The organism is Methylorubrum subtropicum, assembly GCF_038442325.1.
In the GTDB taxonomy this organism is placed as follows: domain Bacteria; phylum Pseudomonadota; class Alphaproteobacteria; order Rhizobiales; family Beijerinckiaceae; genus Methylobacterium; species Methylobacterium subtropicum.
The window spans coordinates 59,558-75,407 of record NZ_JBBXMW010000003.1; the positions used below are offsets into that span (position 1 = coordinate 59,558).

Consider the following 15,850-nt stretch of genomic DNA (forward strand, 5'->3'; position numbering starts at 1 on the left):
CCGGAGAATCGTCCGGCGGGTCTCAAAAGCCGTGCTCCACGATGGGGCCGGACGGGACGGGGAGCGGAACGCAGATGTCGATGATTCGTCTCTACGCGCGGGTGCTCGGCCTGCTCGGGGCGGAGAAGCGGCTGGCCCTCGGGCTGATCGCGGCCAACGTCGCGCTGGCGGTGGCGGCCTTCGCCGAACCGCTGATCATGGGCCGCATCATCGACGGGCTCACCCACCTGTCGAAGGACGCGCCCGCCACGTCGCTCGCCCCGTGGATCGTGGCCTGGGTGGTGTTCGGCCTGTTCACCATCGGCGCGGGCGTGGCCATCGCCCTCCATTCCGACCGGCTGGCCCACCGCAACCGGCTCGCCACCATGGCGAATTTCTTCGAGCACGTGCTGGAGCTGCCGATCGCCTTCCACTCCTCGAACCATTCGGGGCGGGTGCTGAAGGCGATGCTGGAAGGCACCAACGGCATGGCCTGGATCTGGCTCAACTTCTTCCGCGAGCACTTCGCCGCGCTGCTCTCCGTCGGCGTGCTGCTGCCGTTGACCCTGTTCGTGAACTGGCGGCTCGGTGCGATCCTCGTCGTGCTGGTGCTGATCTTCACCGCGCTGGCGAGCTACGTCCTGCGCCGCACCGAGACGCTCCAGGGCGAGGTCGAGGAGTACCAGTCGGGCCTCGCGGCGCACGCTTCCGACGCGCTCGGCAACGTCGCCGTCATCCAGTCCTTCACCCGCGCGCGGGCCGAGAAGGAGGCGATGCGCACCATCATTCACGACCTGCTCAAGGTGCAGATCCCCGTCCTGTCGTGGTGGGCGCTCGCCAACGTCGCGACCCGCGCGTCCGGCACGCTGACCATGACGGCGATCTTCATCACCGGCATCGCCCTGCACCAGAAGGGTGCCGCCACCGTCGGCGAGATCGTCGCCTTCATGAGCCTTGCCACCATGCTGGTGACCAAGCTCGACCACGTCGTCACCTTCGTGAACGGGGTGTTCATGCAGGCGCCGAAGATGCGCGAGTTCTTCGAGGTGCTCGACACCGTGCCGACCGTGCGCGACCGGGCGCATGCCAAGCCGCTGGCCCGCCCCGAGGGCGCGGTCGAGTTCGAGAATGTCGGCTTCTCCTATGACGGTCGCCGCCGCGCGCTCGACGGCGTGTCGTTCTCGGCCAAGCCGGGCGAGACCGTGGCGCTCGTCGGCACCACGGGTTCGGGCAAGTCGACGACGCTCGGCCTGCTGCACCGAACCTTCGACCCGGACCAGGGCGCCATCCGCATCGACGGCACCGACATCCGCGACATCGGGCTCTCGTCGCTTCGCCACAACATCGGCGTGGTGTTCCAGGAGCCGATGCTGTTCAACCGCTCGATCCGCGAGAACCTTCAAGTCGGTCGCCCCGACGCCACGGATGCCGAGATGCTCGACGCGCTGGAACGCGCCCAGGCCGGCGAGTTCATGGCCCGCCAGTCCAACGGCCTCGACACCGTGATCGGCGAGCGCGGTCGCTCGCTGTCGGGCGGCGAGCGCCAGCGCCTCTCGATCGCCCGCGCTCTCTTGAAGAACCCGCCGGTGCTCATCCTCGACGAGGCGACGAGCGCGCTCGACGCCGCCACCGAGCGCAAGCTGCAGCAGGCGCTGGAGACCGTGATGGAGGGCCGCACGACCTTCGTGATCGCCCACCGCCTCGCCACGATCCGCAACGCCGACCGCATCCTCGTGTTCGAGCAGGGCAAGATCGTGGAGTCCGGCACCTTCGACGAGTTGGTCGCGCAGGGCCACCGCTTCGCCGACCTCGCCAAGGCGCAGTTCATGGCGGCGCAGGACGAGGACGACCTGCCGATGGCGGCGTAACCCCCGGACAAGAAAACGGCCCGCCTTCGCGAGAGGGCAGGCCGGGTCAGGGGAGGTTTTCGCAGGAGAGTGCTGGGAAAAGCGGTCGGAGGGGAAAAGGGTTCCCCGGCAAAGCGTCTTTCCACACGCAAATGCCACAGTGTGGCGGCTCGGACACGGCGCTTCACGGCGGCGCGGGGCGTGCTATAGGGCGCGCCCCTCCTGCATTTTCAGGCCGCGATGCCGATCGTCTCGATCGAGAACCTGTCGAAGGTCTACGCCTCCGGCCTCCACGCCCTCAAGGACGTGAACCTCGCCATCAGCAAGGGCGAAATCTTCGCCCTGCTCGGCCCCAACGGGGCCGGCAAGTCGACGCTGATCAACACGGTCTGCGGCATCGTCACCCCGAGTTCGGGCACGATCCGGGTCGGCGGCCACGACAATCGCAGCGATTACCGCGCGGCGCGCCGGATGATCGGGCTGGTGCCGCAGGAACTCACCACCGACGCCTTCGAGAAGGTGTGGGACACGGTGAGCTTCAGCCGCGGCCTGTTCGGGTTGCGCAAGGACCCCGCCCATATCGAGCGTGTCCTGAAGGACCTCTCGCTCTACGAGAAGCGCGACAACCGCATCATGCAGCTCTCCGGCGGCATGAAGCGGCGGGTGCTGATCGCCAAGGCGCTCGCCCACGAGCCGCAGGTGCTGTTCCTCGACGAGCCGACCGCGGGCGTCGATGTCGAGCTGCGCCAGGATATGTGGCGCCTCGTGCGCCGCCTGCGCGACCAGGGCGTCACCGTGATCCTGACCACGCACTACATCGAGGAAGCCGAGGAGATGGCCGACCGGGTCGGCGTGATCCGCAAAGGCGAGATCATCCTCGTGGAGGACAAGGTCGAGCTGATGCGCAAGCTCGGCAAGAAGCGGCTCACCCTGCACCTCGCCGAGCCGGTCTCGGCGCTCCCCGACAGCCTCGCGGGCTACGACCTGCAACTCGGGCCGGACGGCCGCGAGGTCGTCTACACCTACGACACGAAGCGCGAGCGCACCGGCATCACCGGCCTGCTCACCGCGCTGGCGGGCGCCGGCATCGGCTTCACCGACCTCGACACCAAGCAGAGTTCGCTGGAGGAGATTTTTGTCGATCTCGTCCGCGGAAGCGCGGGAGCGACGCCATGAACCTGCCCGCGGTCCTGGCGATCTACCGTTTCGAGATGGCCCGCTTCTGGCGCACGGCGCTCCAGAGCATCGTCGCCCCGGTCATCGCGACCTCGCTCTACTTCGTCGTGTTCGGCGCCGCGATCGGCGCGCGGATGCAGACGGTGGACGGCATCCCCTACGGCGCCTTCATCGTGCCGGGGCTGATCATGCTCTCGCTGCTGACGCAGAGCGTGTCGAACGCCGCCTTCGGCATCTACTTCCCGCGCTTCTCCGGCACGGTCTACGAGCTGCTCTCGGCGCCGATCTCGCCGTTCGAGGTGGTGCTCGGCTATGTCGGCGCCGCGGCCACCAAGTCGATCTTCATCGGCCTCGTGATCCTGGCCACCGCGGCGCTGTTCGTGCCGCTGCACATCGAGCATCCGTTCTGGATGGTGGCGTTCCTGTTGCTGACGGCGATCACCTTCAGCCTGTTCGGCTTCGTCATCGGCCTGTGGGCGGACGGGTTCGAGAAGCTGCAACTCGTGCCCCTCCTCGTCGTCACGCCGCTGACCTTCCTCGGGGGCAGCTTCTACTCCATCGAGATGCTGCCGCCGTTCTGGTACGCGGTGAGCCACGCCAACCCGGTGGTCTACCTCGTCAGCGGCTTCCGCTGGGCCTTCTTCGGCAAGGGCGACGTCGCGGTCGGCGTCAGCATCGCGGTGACCTTCGGGTTCCTGGCGCTGTGCCTCGGGCTGGTGACGTGGATTTTTCGGACCGGGTACCGGCTGAAGAGCTGAGAGCGCGGTCGACAGGCGACGCCCCGCCTCTCCCCGTCATGGCGTGGCGACCGACCGGATGCCGTGCACCGCCGCTACGCCGCGTGCCGCGTCCCCTCCCCCGCGAGCGGCGCCGGGTCGCGGCCGGTCTCGGCGCGGTGGGCGGCGGCGAGTTCGGCGGCGCCCCGCAGCCCGCCCGGCTCGTCGCGGTAGCTGCCCGTCCCCGAGACCGGCGCGCCCTGCCAGCGGCGCTCGATCGCGGCGCGTTCCGGGCTTGCCAGGAAGCGGTCGAGGAAGGCGTCCACCGCCATCAGCAGACGGCAGGAGGACGGGTGGTCGGCGACCGCCGCGGCGTAGAACCATGGCGCCGGGGCGATGTTGCCGGGCAGGATCTCGATGCGCCCGCGCCAGGGGCTGTCCGGGCTGGTGCAGGCCCAGTGCATGATCGGAGCATCGACCGCGAAGGCATCGACGATGCCGTCGGCCAGCGCGTCGTGGATGCGGCTCTGGTCGGTCATCGGCACGAGGCTCCCCAGCGTCGCGACCTTGCGGCCCTTGGCAGAAAGATTGTCGCCCCAGCGGATGCCGGCGTTCGTCAGGGTGGCGTAGGCGCTCGGATCGTTGATGACGCCGAGCGTTCGGCCTTCGAGATCGGGCAGGCCCCGGATGCGGGTGTCGCCGGCCCGGCGCGCCAGCACGTAGTGCAGGTAGGTGTAGGCGCGCGAATAGGCGACGCCGGAAAACGCTTCGCTCGGGGGCAGCGCCGACCAGACGATGTCGGCGGGCGCCTGTGTCGGGCCCGCACCGGCTTCCAGGAGTTCGGTGCAGAGGTCCCAGGGGCATTCGACGAACTCGGCCTCGACGCCGAGATGGCGGGCGAAGGCCTGAACGTACTCGACGTCGAGGCCGGCCAGCGGCCCGCCCTGGCGCTGGCGGAACGACAGGCCCTTGAAGGCTGGTTCTATCGCGACCCGCAGGCGCCCGCGGGCGCGCACCGCGTCGAGCCGGTCGAAGCCGGGCGCGTGGTGGGCGAGGCCGTGGCGGGCCACGTCCGGGGCCGGGCCGCCGCGGGCGGCCTCCAGGCCCTCCAGTGAGAGGTCCAGCGCCCGGCGTGCCTTGGTCTCGGTGCGCTCGATCGAACTCTGCATCGCGCCGAGCGCCTCGCCGATCGAGGCGTTGCTGGCGCTGATCGCGGCGAGTTCGCCTCCGACGCCGCCGAGCAGCGCCTCGATCCGGTCGGCGGTGGCGCGCACGGCTTGGCCGAGATCGTCGAGCGCCCGGTCGGTGGAGGTGCGCAGCGCCTGCAATTCGGCGCGCACGTCGGAGAAGTCGATGGCCGCGGCCACCTGTCGAGCGCTCTCGCGGGTCTGGTCGGCGAGTTCGCGCACTTCCGCCGCGACCACGGCGAAGCCGCGCCCGTGCTCGCCCGCGCGGGCGGCCTCGATGGTGGCGTTGAGCGAGAGCATGCGGATCGTCGCGCCGATCCGGTCGATGGCGGTGGCGACGCGGGCGGCCTCGTTCGCCTTGGCGTCGATGCGCGCGCCGATGCGGCCGATCTCGGCGGTCACCGTGTTCATGGCCTCGGCCACCGCCCCGGTCAGCTCGCCGCGCAGGCGCTCGGCGGTGACGGTCGCGGTGTCGCGCCCGACGCTGCCGCGGGTGGCGGCGAGCGAGGCATCGACCCCCAGCGTCTGGCGGCGAATCTCACGGGTGAAGTCCCCGGCCTGCCCGCTCGCGCGAAGCGCGTGGCGCAAAAGCGTGCCAACGCCGTCGAACGCCGCACCCGCCCCGGTGTCCTCGCCCCGCATCCGCCCGACCTCGCCGGGGCGACGACCGCCCCGGCCGTCGATGAAGCGTGATCGGCGTTAAGGTTCGGATAAGATCAGTCGTTCGGTGGGGTGCGGATGCGTATTTCCGCGTATGCGGACGGTCAATGCAGTCGAACGAGGCAATTCGCCTGAAAAAGATGCACGATCACATCGTTTCCGGACGATCAGGCCGGATACCCCCTCTCCCCGTCATCGCGAGGCGGAACTGACGCAATCCAGAGCGTGCCCTTATCCAGAGAGGGTAATACCGCGCCGAAGCGGCCTTGCGAAAGCTTCGGCCCAGCCGGTTCATAGCCGGATCATCCCACCCTCCCCCTCATCCTGAGGTGCCGGAGCGAAGCGGAGGCCTCGAAGGAGGGCTCCAGCCAGCCGCGCGATCCCTGGAGCCCTCCTTCGAGGCCGCTGCGCGGCACCTCAGGATGAGGGGAACGGGTGGGATGAGTCCGCCGAACAAACGCTGAGCGGCCTCTTCGGGCCATGCGGAGCCCTGGATTGCTTCGGCTTCGCCTTGCAATGACGGCGCGCCGGGATCACCGCGGCGCCAGGGCCGCCCCGTCGCTGCCGTGGGTCATGCCCAGCACCCAGCGGCGCAGCGCCTCGGCCCAGGCCGGGCGGTGGCCGGCGCCGTCCTCGATCACCACGGTGGCGGTCATGCCGGCGACCAGCGTCACCTCCGGCGGCACCTGCCCGATCCTGATGCGCACCGGCACGCGCTGGGCCAGCCGCACCCAGGTATAGACCGGATCGACGTTCGGCAGCCCCTGCGTGCTCGGCGCGGCGTTGGCGGTGGAGATGCCGAGCGTCAGGCTCTCGACCGTGCCGTGGAGCGGGGCGGCATAACCCATCAGCGCCATCTCGGCGGGGGCGCCGATCCGGATATGGGCCATCTTCGTCTCCTCGAAGTAGCCGTCCACCCAGAAGGAATCGGTGTCGATCACCCGCATGTTGGCGGTGCCGGCGGAGGCGAAGTCGCCCACCCGCAGGAGCAGGTTGGTGACGCGCCCGTTCACCGTCGAGCGGACCTCGGTGCGCTCCAGATTCTTCTTCGCCTGGGCGAGCTGCGCCTTGGCGGTGTCGAGGGCGGCTTCCGCGATCTTGGCGGTGCCGGCGTATTGCTGCTTCTCCTCGACCGAGGTCGAGACGGTGGAAAGCGCCGCGCGGCGGGCCGCTTGCGCCTGCTTCACCTGAAGGTCGGCCTCGCGGTTCTTCATCTCGGCCTCGGCCGAGGTCACCGCGACCTCGAAGTCGAACGGATCGATGACGTAGAGCACGTCGCCGACCTTGACCTCCTGGTTGTCCTCCACTTTCAGCGCGACGATCGAGCCCGAGACCTGGGGGGCGATGTTGGCGACCTGCACCCGCACCCGCCCGTCGCGGGTCCAGGGCGCGGTGACGTAGAACTGCCAGACGATTCCGGCGGCGAGCGCGGCGAGGATCAGGATCGCGGCGGTGGCGGCCAGCCTCAGCGCCTTGCCGAACCGCAGGCGCCGCCCGGCCCGCGGTGTCTCGGCCGAGCGGGCGGCCTCGCGGGGATGGCGCGGTTCGTCCTCGGCGACCTCGTCCTCGGCGTCGCGGCGGGTGGCGTCATCGGTCTTCACAGCAGCACCACGACGAGAGCGAGGACGCAGACATAGATCCCGGCCTCCGCCAGCGGCGGATTGGCGACGAAACGGCCGAGGCGGATCCAGCGGAACAAGACACGCAACGCGACGAGGATCGCGAAGGCGACCAAGGCGTCGAGGACGAAGGGCGAGATCAGGACCCCGCCGAGGGTGATGTCGTGGCGCATCAGGAGCTTGGGAGTGAGAGGCGCCGGAAGAAGCGGCCGTGGCGCCGGACAACGCGCGAGGCGGTCGCGAGATCGGTGATCGCGCGCGCCAGCATCAGGCGCACTTCGCGCCCTTCGCCCGCGGCGGCGCGGACCAACTCGGCGGCGGCCCGGTCGAGGCCGTCGGATCTGCCGGCGGCGAGGGCCTCGCGGGCCTGGCCGATCCGCGTCGTGAGGCCGTCGCGATGGCGCAGTTGCCGGAGCTGCGCGTGGGCGCGGGCGGCCGCCGCCTCCAACTGCGCGACGGCGAAGGCGTGATGCAGGCTCGCGCGCCGCACCGCGCCGCTGCCGGAATTCCAGGCCGAGAACTGAAACAGCCGGTCGGCGTTCAGGCTGGTGCGGGTGGTGGCGTCGCCCCCCTCCCCGGCCAGCGCCTCGACGAGGTCGCGCCGGGCCTCTTCGAGGGCGAAGGCCCGGTGCTGCGAGGCCGAGATCGGCAGGACGAGCCGCACCGTCAGGAACAGGATGATCGCGGCGATCACCACCAGCAGCGCGTTCATCAAAAAAGTCTGCGGGTCGTAGCTCTGCGGGTTCTCCGGCGCGAGCAGCACGGGGGTGAAGACCAGGGTGATGAAGCCGACCGTGAAGGTCGGCGGGTTGAGCGACAGGAAGCAGGCGAAGAACACCACCGGCGCCATGGCGATGGCGAGCAGCGGAAAGCCCTGGTTGCCGTTCAGCACCACGAACAGGATGATGCCGGCCGAGAGCGCGGCGAGCGGCATGCCGATCAGCACCCCGCGCGCGAACTTTTTCGGGTCCGGCGTCACCGAGGACAGCGCGCAGGTCGAGGCCACCTGCACCAGGGCGAACGAGGTCTGCGGCAGGCCGGCCAGGATGAAGAAGCCCGCGGTCAGCGCGAAGGCGATGGCGACGCGCAGGGCCGCGCGGAGCGCCACCTGGAAGTCGCGATGCGTCGGCAGGGCCGCGTCGCGCAACGGCGCGTGCCCGTCGCCGAGCGCGCGCAGGCCGTCCTCGGCGAAGGTCGCGGCGTTGGCGACATCGAGCGCGCGCTGCAGCGCCATCACCTCGTCGACCGGGCGCGTCCCGTCCCGAAGGCCCTCGTCCACGAGGTCGCGCAGGCGGGCGCCGTCGCGCTCCAACGCTTCGGCCGATCCATCCTCCGCGACCGAGCGCAGGGCGAGCGCGTGGGCCTCGCGCACCAACGGGTCGGGCTCGGGCAGCCGTTCCATGGCGGCGGCGAGCGCGCGGCTCGCCGCCGCCAGCACGTAGAGCGCCGCGATGGCGCTGCGGGCGCCCGCAGCGCGGTTGACGCCGTCGTCGAGCTCGCCCGCGATGGCGCCGGCATCCGCCCGCATCGGCGCGATCTTTTGGATGAGTGCCGCCGTCCGCTCCGGGCCGGGATCGCCCCGCGTCAGCGCCTCGCGGGCAAAGCCCTTGGCCGATGCGAAGGCGTCGGCGAGGCGCGGTCGCAAGCTCTGCCACGTGCTCGGCGAGGCGAGCGCGTCGTTGATGAAGGTGATCGTCACGATCGCCACCGCGATGGCCGCGATGCGCCCGACCGCGGCGTCGAAGGTGGTCTGCGGCGCGTCGATATGGGCGACCGCGATGATCGCCACCGTGTAGCCCGACAGCATCGCCCCGTACGCCCGCGTGTCCTGCAGAAACTGCGCGACGAACACGCAGAGCCCCAGCCAGACCGTGAAGCCGACGAGCAGCAGCACCCGGTCCTGCGCGAACAGGGCCATCAGGACGATGGCGACGCTGCCGCCGACCAGCGTCCCGAGGAAGCGGTAGAGCGCCTTCGACAGCGCCTGCCCGCGCTTGGGCTGGGCCAGGATCGCCACACCGACCGCGGCCGAGGAGGCGCTGTCGAGCTGGAGCCAGAACGCGGCGTAGAGCGCCAGCACCATGGCGAGCCAGATGCGGAGGGCGAAGGCGAAAGCCCCGGGCTTCGGAACCCAGCGGTCGAGGGCGTCGAGGAGGCGCGCGCCGGGGTTTCTTGGGGCGCTCGCCTCCGCCCGGCTCATGGGATCGGCTCGGGGATCAGCGCGGCGCCGCGGGCATGATTCGCCACCCGCGCCTGCCACAGGCACAGCAGCGGCGCGAGGCCGAGTTCGAGCACCAGAGCGGCCAGCATCGTGAGCGAGGGCACCTCGGTCAGCGCGAGGCCGAGCAGGCGGGCGAGCCCGCCGAGCACGACGACGAGGGTGAGGAACCGGAACAAGGTGGTCTTGCCCTCGATCCCCGGCACGCAGGTGAGGAACAGGAGGCCGATCCCGGTCTGGAGCCCGGAGAGGTAGCGAAAATGGCTGTCCGCCGAGACGTTGACCGTCGGGTTCGTCCCGATGCCGTCGATGCCGGTCAGCACGCCGTAGAGCCCGGCCGCCACCGGCATGAGCGCGACGAGCGCCACCGTGCGCTGGAGGATGCGGCGCTCACGCTGCATATCGAAGGGGCTCTCCGGTCGGATCGAACCGGCTCCCAACCCGCGCGGGTCGCGCCCGGTTCACGCGGGGGCGCCGCGCGTGCCCGTCAGGCCTTCTTCTCCTTCAGGCGCTTGACGCATTTGCTGTAATATTGCGGCCACTTGGGGCCCTGCGCGGTCTTCTCGGCGGCGGTCAGCGCGCGCCACTCGGCGCCGCACTTCTTCTGCCGCTCGCGCGCCGCCGACTGGGCGACGCTCGTCTCCTTCGCTGCCTCCTTGGGCGCGTCCTTGGCGGCCGGCGCCGTCGTCGGCGCGGCCTGGGTCAGGGCCGGCGTCAGCAGGAGCGGAGCCGCGAGCGCGAGGGCGGCGAGAAGGCGAGAGAGCATCGGGCAACTCCAGGCCGGGCCGGCACGCTGCGCCGCCCGTGAATCCATCTCAGCCGTATCCGGGTCGAAAGCGCAAGCGCCCGCAAGGCTTGCGCACGACGATCCCTTTCGCGTGAAGCGTGGCCGGCGGGCGGCAGCACTCTTGAGCCCCTTGCCCGAACCGCGCTACGTCCTGCGCTGCGCCCGCGATCGTGGGCGGGCGCGATCAATCCGGGATGCCAGCATGGCGGTGACGACGGGCCAGCCGATCGAGGTCCACACCTGGAGCACCCCGAACGGGTGGAAGATCCCGATCATGCTGGAGGAGTGCGGCCTCCCCTACCGCATCGTGCCGGTCAACATCGGCAAGGGCGAGCAGATGGCGCCCGACTTCCTGGCGATCTCGCCCAACAACAAGATCCCGGCCATCGTCGATCCCGACGGGCCCGGCGGGCAGCCGATCTCGGTGTTCGAATCGGGCGCGATCCTGCAATATCTCGGGCGCAAGACCGGCTGTCTCTACCCCGCCGACGAGCGCGCCCGCGTCGCGGTCGATGAATGGCTGTTCTGGCAGGTCGGGGGCCTCGGGCCGATGCTGGGGCAGGCCCATCATTTCCGCATCTACGCGCAGGAGAAGATTCCCTACGCGGTCGATCGCTACACCGAGGAATCCCGGCGCCTCTACGGCGTGCTCGACCGGCGGCTCGAAGGGCGCGACCACGTGGCGGACGCCTACTCCATCGCCGACATCGCCTGCCTGACCTGGGTGAAGTTCCACGAGAAGCAGGGCGTGGCGCTCGACGCGCTCCCCAACGTCCGCCGCTGGCGCGACGCGCTGCTGGCGCGGCCCGCGGTGCAGCGGGGGTTTTCGGCGATCTGAGCGTCGTTCCGCTCCGCCCATCCCACCCTCCCCCTCATCCTGAGGTGCCGCGAAGCGGCCTCGAAGGAGGGCTCCAGAAGTCGCTGAGCGAACAGGAGCCCTCCTTCGAGGCTCCGCCTTCGGCTGCGCACCTCAGGATGAGGGGGATTGGATGGGATGAGGAAGAAGCCGACGGGCCGGCGCCTCTGCTGTGAGGGGGGATTTCGCAGCGCGCCGGCCCGCGGCCTGCCCCGCCTTCGGGGGATGAGGAGCGGGGTCAGGCGGAGAGCCTGCGCCGCCATTGATGCTGGATTGTTTCGCTGCTCCCGGCCCCTGTGCAAAGCCGCGTGAACGGGCGAATCCGGCGCCCGCGGCATCGGCCCCCGTGAAGAACTGCGCGCCCGACGGGCGTCGAGCGGCCCGCAAAAAATCGCGTCCCCCAAGTCGTTGCCGGCTCACGGTTTTCGCCAGAACGAGCGGCGCAGGGTGAATTCTTAAGAGCTTGACCGCGGAATTCCGTCTTGACGCCGGGCCAATACGGTCGCAACCTCATCAAGTGCTTCGCGACGTGAAGCACATCGGCCAGGAAACGGCGCTGTCGGCACGCGGTTGCTTGGCGAAAGCTTGGAGGAGACAGGGATGACTCCACCGCAGCAGGACGCCGCAACGAAGGCCCGGGATTGAGTTCGGTCCCGGACTGAGCGGCCCCTTACGAGCACCGGACGGAAGCGGCTCCCTAGGGGCGCAGAAGCGGCCGACACGGCACGTCTTCGAACACGCACCAGCCCCACCTGTGGAGCGCTTCCGCCGCGGTTCTCGCCGCGGCGGTTTCGTTCGTGGGCCCGGCGGCCCTCTCCGTCAGATCACGAAGAAGCTGTACGACATCAGCTCCGGGTGGGTCGTCGCCCCGACCTCGCCGATGACCGCGAACTGCACCGCCTTGATCTTGCCGCTGCCGTCCGCGTCGTAGGACAGCGCGCCGGTGTCCTCGTTGTAGAGAATCCGATCGTCCCGATCGACGGTGCCGCGGGTCGTGTTCTTGAACGCCGAATCGGACAGCCCACCCTTCGCGAGACCCTTGAAGATCGCATCGTCGAGGTGGATCTTGTCGGAGGCGAAGTATCCCCCCTGGAAGTCGGTGATCCGATCGACGTTGCCGCGGCCGAGCGCGGTGTCGAACACGAAGACATCGACGGCCCCATCGTCGCCACCCGTCAGGATGTCCGCGCCGCCCTTGCCGTTGAGGACGTTCGCGCCGCTGTGGCCCACGATGGTGTTGGCGAGATCGTTTCCGGTCAGCGTGATCGTCTTGGCGCCATCGTATTGGTTGTAATCCGACTTCAGCACCTCGATCGATTGATCGTTCTTCAAGCTGTAGCTGACGGTCGTGAGGATCGTGTCCTTGCCGGCACCGTGCTTCTCGATCACCCGGTCGCCGGCGCTGTTGACGTGATAGGTGTCGTTTCCGGCCCCGCCCTGCATCACGTCTTCGCCGCCGAACCCCATGAACTCGTTGGCCGCCTCGTTGCCCGTGAGCACATTGTTCAGGGCGTTGCCGTGGCCGTCGATCGCCGCCTTGCCGGTCAGGGTGAGATTCTCGACGTTGGCGGTGAGGCCGTAGCTGACCGAGGACCGGACGGTGTCGATCCCGGCATTGCGCGCCTCGACGACGATGTCGCCGAAATGGTCGACGATGTAGACGTCGTTGCCGAAGCCGCCCTCCATCCGGTCGGAGCCCTTGCCGCCGTCGAGGAAGTCGTTGCCCCTGTTGCCGAACAGGCGATCGTTGCCGCCGTAGCCGAAGACCTGGTCGTTCCCGTCGAGGCCGCCGATCGATTCGGCGCGGTTCTGCGTGGTGCTTCCCTTCAGGATGTCGTCCTTGGCGGTGGCGCCCTTCACCGTGACGAGCCCGGTGCTGGACAGGCCGTAGATCTGAAGCTTGTTCTGTTCCGGTCCCTGGAATGCGAGCGAGTTCCGGAACGTCAGCACGAAGCGGCCGTCGGCCAGGGCCGTGATGGAGTCGAAGGCCGTGAATCGCGCCGCCGCACTCGAGTTGTACAGGAAGTCGACGACTTCGCCGGTGGCGTCCCCGGCACTGTCGTAGACGTATCCCTTCAGAGTGCTCTCCGCGCCCCCGGCCGCGGTCGTGAACTGCTCCTTGATGATCTCGATGTAGCGACCGTCCGACAAACCCGCCAAGCCCTTGAGGAAGGTGCCGTCCTCCTTCGCGTCCGCCGTCGCGACGGTGATGTGACTGGGCCCGGCCTTGAGGACTCCGCTCTCGGTCCGGATCCAGACCTTGCCCTCGATGTTGCCCCGAACCGCCGTGCTCGCGCTCGGATTGGCCTGATCGTAGTACGACTCGCTGCTCTCGAGCGTGACCGCGAAGCCGCCGCCGGCGAGTGCCGCCACCTCGTACTCGATCTCGGTGACGCCGGGCGTGCCCAGGTCGTTGACGCGCGCGGCCACGAAGGTCGAGCCGTCGAGCTTGCCCAGCTTCGTGACGACCTGCGCCTTGACGACGGTCGTCTTCGCCGCCTCCTCGACCCAGGTCACGAGGAAACGGCCGTCGGCCAGCGCCGTCACCTCCGTCGAGCCGTTCTCATCCGTCTTGACGTTCCGATCGACGACGATGGATGCGACGAGCTTCTGCTTCGGGCTCAGGATATCGACGGTCCGATAGAGACCGGCCGTGTCCGAGGCGATCCGGGCCAGCGCGATCGTGTTGTCCTTGCCGAAGGCAACGTTGTCCGAGGACGGGTAGGCCGTGCCCCCATCCTCGTTCAGCAGCGGCGCCGAGTGGAAGGTCTTGATCTCTCCGGTCTTGCTGACCGTTCCGAGCGAGGCCGTCCTGCCGTAATCCGAGGTGATCGAAACCAGCAGCGAGCCGTCCGCCAAGGCCTTCGCCGCCTTGATTTCGATATCGCTGACGACGGACCCGTTGTTGTTGATCTCGCCGATCTTGACGGGCCGGCCGACCGGAGCGCCGTTCGCATCGACCGTGACGAGATAATTCTTCGGGCCGTTGTTGAAGGGCCAGGACGAGAAGCCGACGGCAGGCTCCTGAACGACCATGATGTACCCGCCGCCCGGCAGGGGCACGACCGCGTCGACATGGAGGTTGGCTCCGAAAGCCCTGGCATCGAGGGTATCGCCGACGTTGACGAGAGTTGTGGACATGACCGGGTCTCGGATTGTTGCACCCCAAGTTGTAAATGGTGCGGACCAGGCCGGCAATCGTGCTGCTGCAACGCGCAGGGCGATCGTCAGTCATTGTTGCACAATGGCAACGTATAAGCAGTAAGAACACTGCCTAGTCTTGTGCAATCGTCGCAAAAGAAATGGTACTACCGCATAATACGCTTGAGTCGGTCCGGCCGCGGTTCCGGCCCGGTGCATGGTCCCGAGAAAGTCATTCGGGGCCATGCTTCGATGTGCCGTGTCGCCTCGACTTTCGATGCGCTTCCTGCGCGCCGAATCAGCGCCCCGCCAGCAGCGGCGACCACGTCGGGTCGGAGGCGAAGCTCGGGGTCGGGACCGGCTGTTCCACCTTGCCGGTGATGTCGACCATGTAGAGCTTGCCGCCGCCCTGGCCGCCGGGATCGCGGAAGAACATCACGTACTGGCCGTTGGGGGCAAAGGTCGGGCTCTCGTTGTGGAAGCCCTCGGTCAGCACCCGCTCGCCCGAGCCGTCGGGGCGCATCACGCAGATGGCGAAGCCCCCTTTTCGCTGGCGGGTGAAGGCGATGAGGTCGCCCTTCGGCGACCACGCCGGCTGCGAGGCCGAGCCCTCGCCGAAGGAGACGCGGCGCGGGTTCGAGCCGTCGGCGCCCATCACGTAGATCTGCTGCGAGCCGCCGCGGTCGGATTCGAACACGATCTGGCTGCCGTCCGGCGAGTAGGACGGCGAGGTGTCGATGGCCAGCCCCTGCGTGACCGGGGTCTGGGCCTTGGAGGCGAGATCGACCGTGACGATGTCGGCGTTGCCGCCCTGCTGCACGCTCATCACGAGGCGGCGCCCGTCCGGCGAGAAGCGCGGGCTCGCGCTCATGGAGGCGAAGTTGCCCACCGTCTGGCGCTGGCCGGTCTCGAGGTCGATCATCTGCACCTTGGGCTGCTGGCCGGTCGCCTGAGTCATGAAGGCGATGTCCTGGCCGGCGGGCGAGTAGCGCGGCGCCACCACGGCCACATCCCCGCCGCCGGTGAGCGCGCGGACGTTGGCGCCGTCCTGATCCATCACCATCAGCCGCTTGCGGCGGTGCTCCTTCGGGCCGGATTCGTCGACGAAGGCCACGCGGCTGTCGAACCAGGGCCCGAGCCCGGTGATCTTGGTGTAGACCGCATCCGATACGAGGTGCCCGGTGCGGCGCGCGTTGGCGACGTCGGTGCCGTATTGCTGGCCGGTCAGCTGCTGGCCGGAACCCACGTCCCACAGCCGGAACGCCACGGTGAGGCGGCCCGACGCGTCGCGTCCGACCCGGCCGGTGACGAGCGCCTGCACGCCGGTGCCCTTCCAGGCCTCGAAGTTCGGCGCGGCGTCGAAGCTCGGCGTCTCGGGGAAGCGGGCCTTGTCCAGCGGCGTGAAGTAGCCGGAGCGGCGCAGGTTGTTGGTGATGACGCTGCCCACCAGCGTGCCGAGGCTGGCGTCCCCCGAGAAGTCCGCCACCGCGATCGGCATCGGCTGGAACGCGCCGCTGCCGATGCGCAGCTGAAGCTGGGCATGCGCGGGCGTGGCGGCGGGCAGCGCCAGGGCGAGGACACCGAGCGCGGCCGAGAGCGCCGGCAGGAGGGCGCGCCGGGTGAAGGCTTTTCCAGGCATGAAAGGTCGTCCGAAGAGGTTCGCT

Annotated in this window: 12 protein-coding genes; 4 read left to right on the plus strand and 8 right to left on the minus strand. The window is 69.3% G+C overall.

Features of this window, described 5'->3' with window-relative positions:
* The first annotated feature begins 74 nt into the window (after positions 1-74).
* From AAHG03_RS05245 to AAHG03_RS05255, 3 genes are all read left to right on the plus strand, one after another.
* Positions 75-1,847, plus strand: a complete 1,773-nt coding sequence (locus AAHG03_RS05245) for a glucan ABC transporter ATP-binding protein/ permease (RefSeq protein WP_342149276.1) — start codon at positions 75-77, stop codon at positions 1,845-1,847.
* Between the two features lie 219 nt (positions 1,848-2,066).
* Complete coding sequence (locus AAHG03_RS05250) at positions 2,067-3,002, plus strand: ABC transporter ATP-binding protein (RefSeq protein WP_342149277.1); 936 nt, start codon at positions 2,067-2,069, stop codon at positions 3,000-3,002.
* A complete protein-coding gene (locus AAHG03_RS05255) occupies positions 2,999-3,760 on the plus strand; it encodes an ABC transporter permease (RefSeq protein WP_342149279.1) in 762 nt (253 codons plus the stop codon). The genes AAHG03_RS05250 and AAHG03_RS05255 overlap by 4 nt, the downstream gene beginning before the upstream one ends.
* A 74-nt stretch (positions 3,761-3,834) precedes the next feature.
* Here AAHG03_RS05255 and AAHG03_RS05260 read toward each other — a convergent pair whose 3' ends face one another.
* From AAHG03_RS05260 to AAHG03_RS05285, 6 genes are all read right to left on the minus strand, one after another.
* A complete protein-coding gene (locus AAHG03_RS05260; RefSeq protein WP_342149281.1) occupies positions 3,835-5,547 on the minus strand; it encodes a methyl-accepting chemotaxis protein in 1,713 nt (570 codons plus the stop codon).
* Positions 5,548-6,098: 551 nt separating this feature from the next.
* Positions 6,099-7,166 carry an HlyD family secretion protein gene (locus AAHG03_RS05265; RefSeq protein WP_342149282.1) on the minus strand — a complete coding sequence of 356 codons (1,068 nt, stop codon included), beginning with the start codon at positions 7,164-7,166 and terminating at the stop codon, positions 6,099-6,101.
* Positions 7,163-7,357, minus strand: a complete 195-nt coding sequence (locus AAHG03_RS05270; RefSeq protein WP_342149283.1) for a DUF1656 domain-containing protein — start codon at positions 7,355-7,357, stop codon at positions 7,163-7,165. The genes AAHG03_RS05265 and AAHG03_RS05270 overlap by 4 nt, the downstream gene beginning before the upstream one ends.
* Positions 7,357-9,384, minus strand: coding sequence for an FUSC family protein (locus AAHG03_RS05275; RefSeq protein WP_342149285.1), 2,028 nt, complete (start codon positions 9,382-9,384; stop codon positions 7,357-7,359). Before AAHG03_RS05275 ends, AAHG03_RS05270 begins: the two co-directional genes overlap by 1 nt.
* Entirely contained in the window at positions 9,381-9,803 is a 423-nt protein-coding gene (locus AAHG03_RS05280; protein ID WP_342149286.1) for a DUF4345 domain-containing protein, read from the minus strand. The genes AAHG03_RS05275 and AAHG03_RS05280 overlap by 4 nt, the downstream gene beginning before the upstream one ends.
* Before the next feature lie 86 nt (positions 9,804-9,889).
* Positions 9,890-10,168 carry a hypothetical protein gene (locus AAHG03_RS05285; protein ID WP_342149287.1) on the minus strand — a complete coding sequence of 93 codons (279 nt, stop codon included), beginning with the start codon at positions 10,166-10,168 and terminating at the stop codon, positions 9,890-9,892.
* A gap of 223 nt (positions 10,169-10,391) precedes the next feature.
* Here AAHG03_RS05285 and AAHG03_RS05290 point away from each other — a divergent pair, with 223 nt between their 5' ends.
* Positions 10,392-11,027, plus strand: coding sequence for a glutathione S-transferase N-terminal domain-containing protein (locus tag AAHG03_RS05290; protein WP_342149289.1), 636 nt, complete (start codon positions 10,392-10,394; stop codon positions 11,025-11,027).
* Between the two features lie 837 nt (positions 11,028-11,864).
* Here AAHG03_RS05290 and AAHG03_RS05295 read toward each other — a convergent pair.
* Entirely contained in the window at positions 11,865-14,186 is a 2,322-nt protein-coding gene (locus AAHG03_RS05295) for a calcium-binding protein (RefSeq protein WP_342149290.1), read from the minus strand.
* Between the two features lie 298 nt (positions 14,187-14,484).
* Positions 14,485-15,825, minus strand: coding sequence for a Tol-Pal system beta propeller repeat protein TolB (tolB, locus tag AAHG03_RS05300; protein WP_342149291.1), 1,341 nt, complete (start codon positions 15,823-15,825; stop codon positions 14,485-14,487).
* Positions 15,826-15,850 lie beyond the last annotated feature (25 nt).

What these genes read in the sequence shown, in the direction of transcription:
- AAHG03_RS05280 (WP_342149286.1), bottom strand. Translation starts at nt 9,803, where the DNA reads ATGCAGCGTGAGCGCCGCATCCTCCAGCGCACGGTGGCGCTCGTCGCG.
- AAHG03_RS05245 (WP_342149276.1), top strand. Translation starts at nt 75, where the DNA reads ATGTCGATGATTCGTCTCTACGCGCGGGTGCTCGGCCTGCTCGGGGCG.
- tolB (WP_342149291.1), bottom strand. Translation starts at nt 15,825, where the DNA reads ATGCCTGGAAAAGCCTTCACCCGGCGCGCCCTCCTGCCGGCGCTCTCG.
- AAHG03_RS05250 (WP_342149277.1), top strand. Translation starts at nt 2,067, where the DNA reads ATGCCGATCGTCTCGATCGAGAACCTGTCGAAGGTCTACGCCTCCGGC.
- AAHG03_RS05290 (WP_342149289.1), top strand. Translation starts at nt 10,392, where the DNA reads ATGGCGGTGACGACGGGCCAGCCGATCGAGGTCCACACCTGGAGCACC.
- AAHG03_RS05270 (WP_342149283.1), bottom strand. Translation starts at nt 7,357, where the DNA reads ATGCGCCACGACATCACCCTCGGCGGGGTCCTGATCTCGCCCTTCGTC.
- AAHG03_RS05255 (WP_342149279.1), top strand. Translation starts at nt 2,999, where the DNA reads ATGAACCTGCCCGCGGTCCTGGCGATCTACCGTTTCGAGATGGCCCGC.
- AAHG03_RS05275 (WP_342149285.1), bottom strand. Translation starts at nt 9,384, where the DNA reads ATGAGCCGGGCGGAGGCGAGCGCCCCAAGAAACCCCGGCGCGCGCCTC.
- AAHG03_RS05260 (WP_342149281.1), bottom strand. Translation starts at nt 5,547, where the DNA reads ATGCGGGGCGAGGACACCGGGGCGGGTGCGGCGTTCGACGGCGTTGGC.
- AAHG03_RS05285 (WP_342149287.1), bottom strand. Translation starts at nt 10,168, where the DNA reads ATGCTCTCTCGCCTTCTCGCCGCCCTCGCGCTCGCGGCTCCGCTCCTG.
- AAHG03_RS05295 (WP_342149290.1), bottom strand. Translation starts at nt 14,186, where the DNA reads ATGTCCACAACTCTCGTCAACGTCGGCGATACCCTCGATGCCAGGGCT.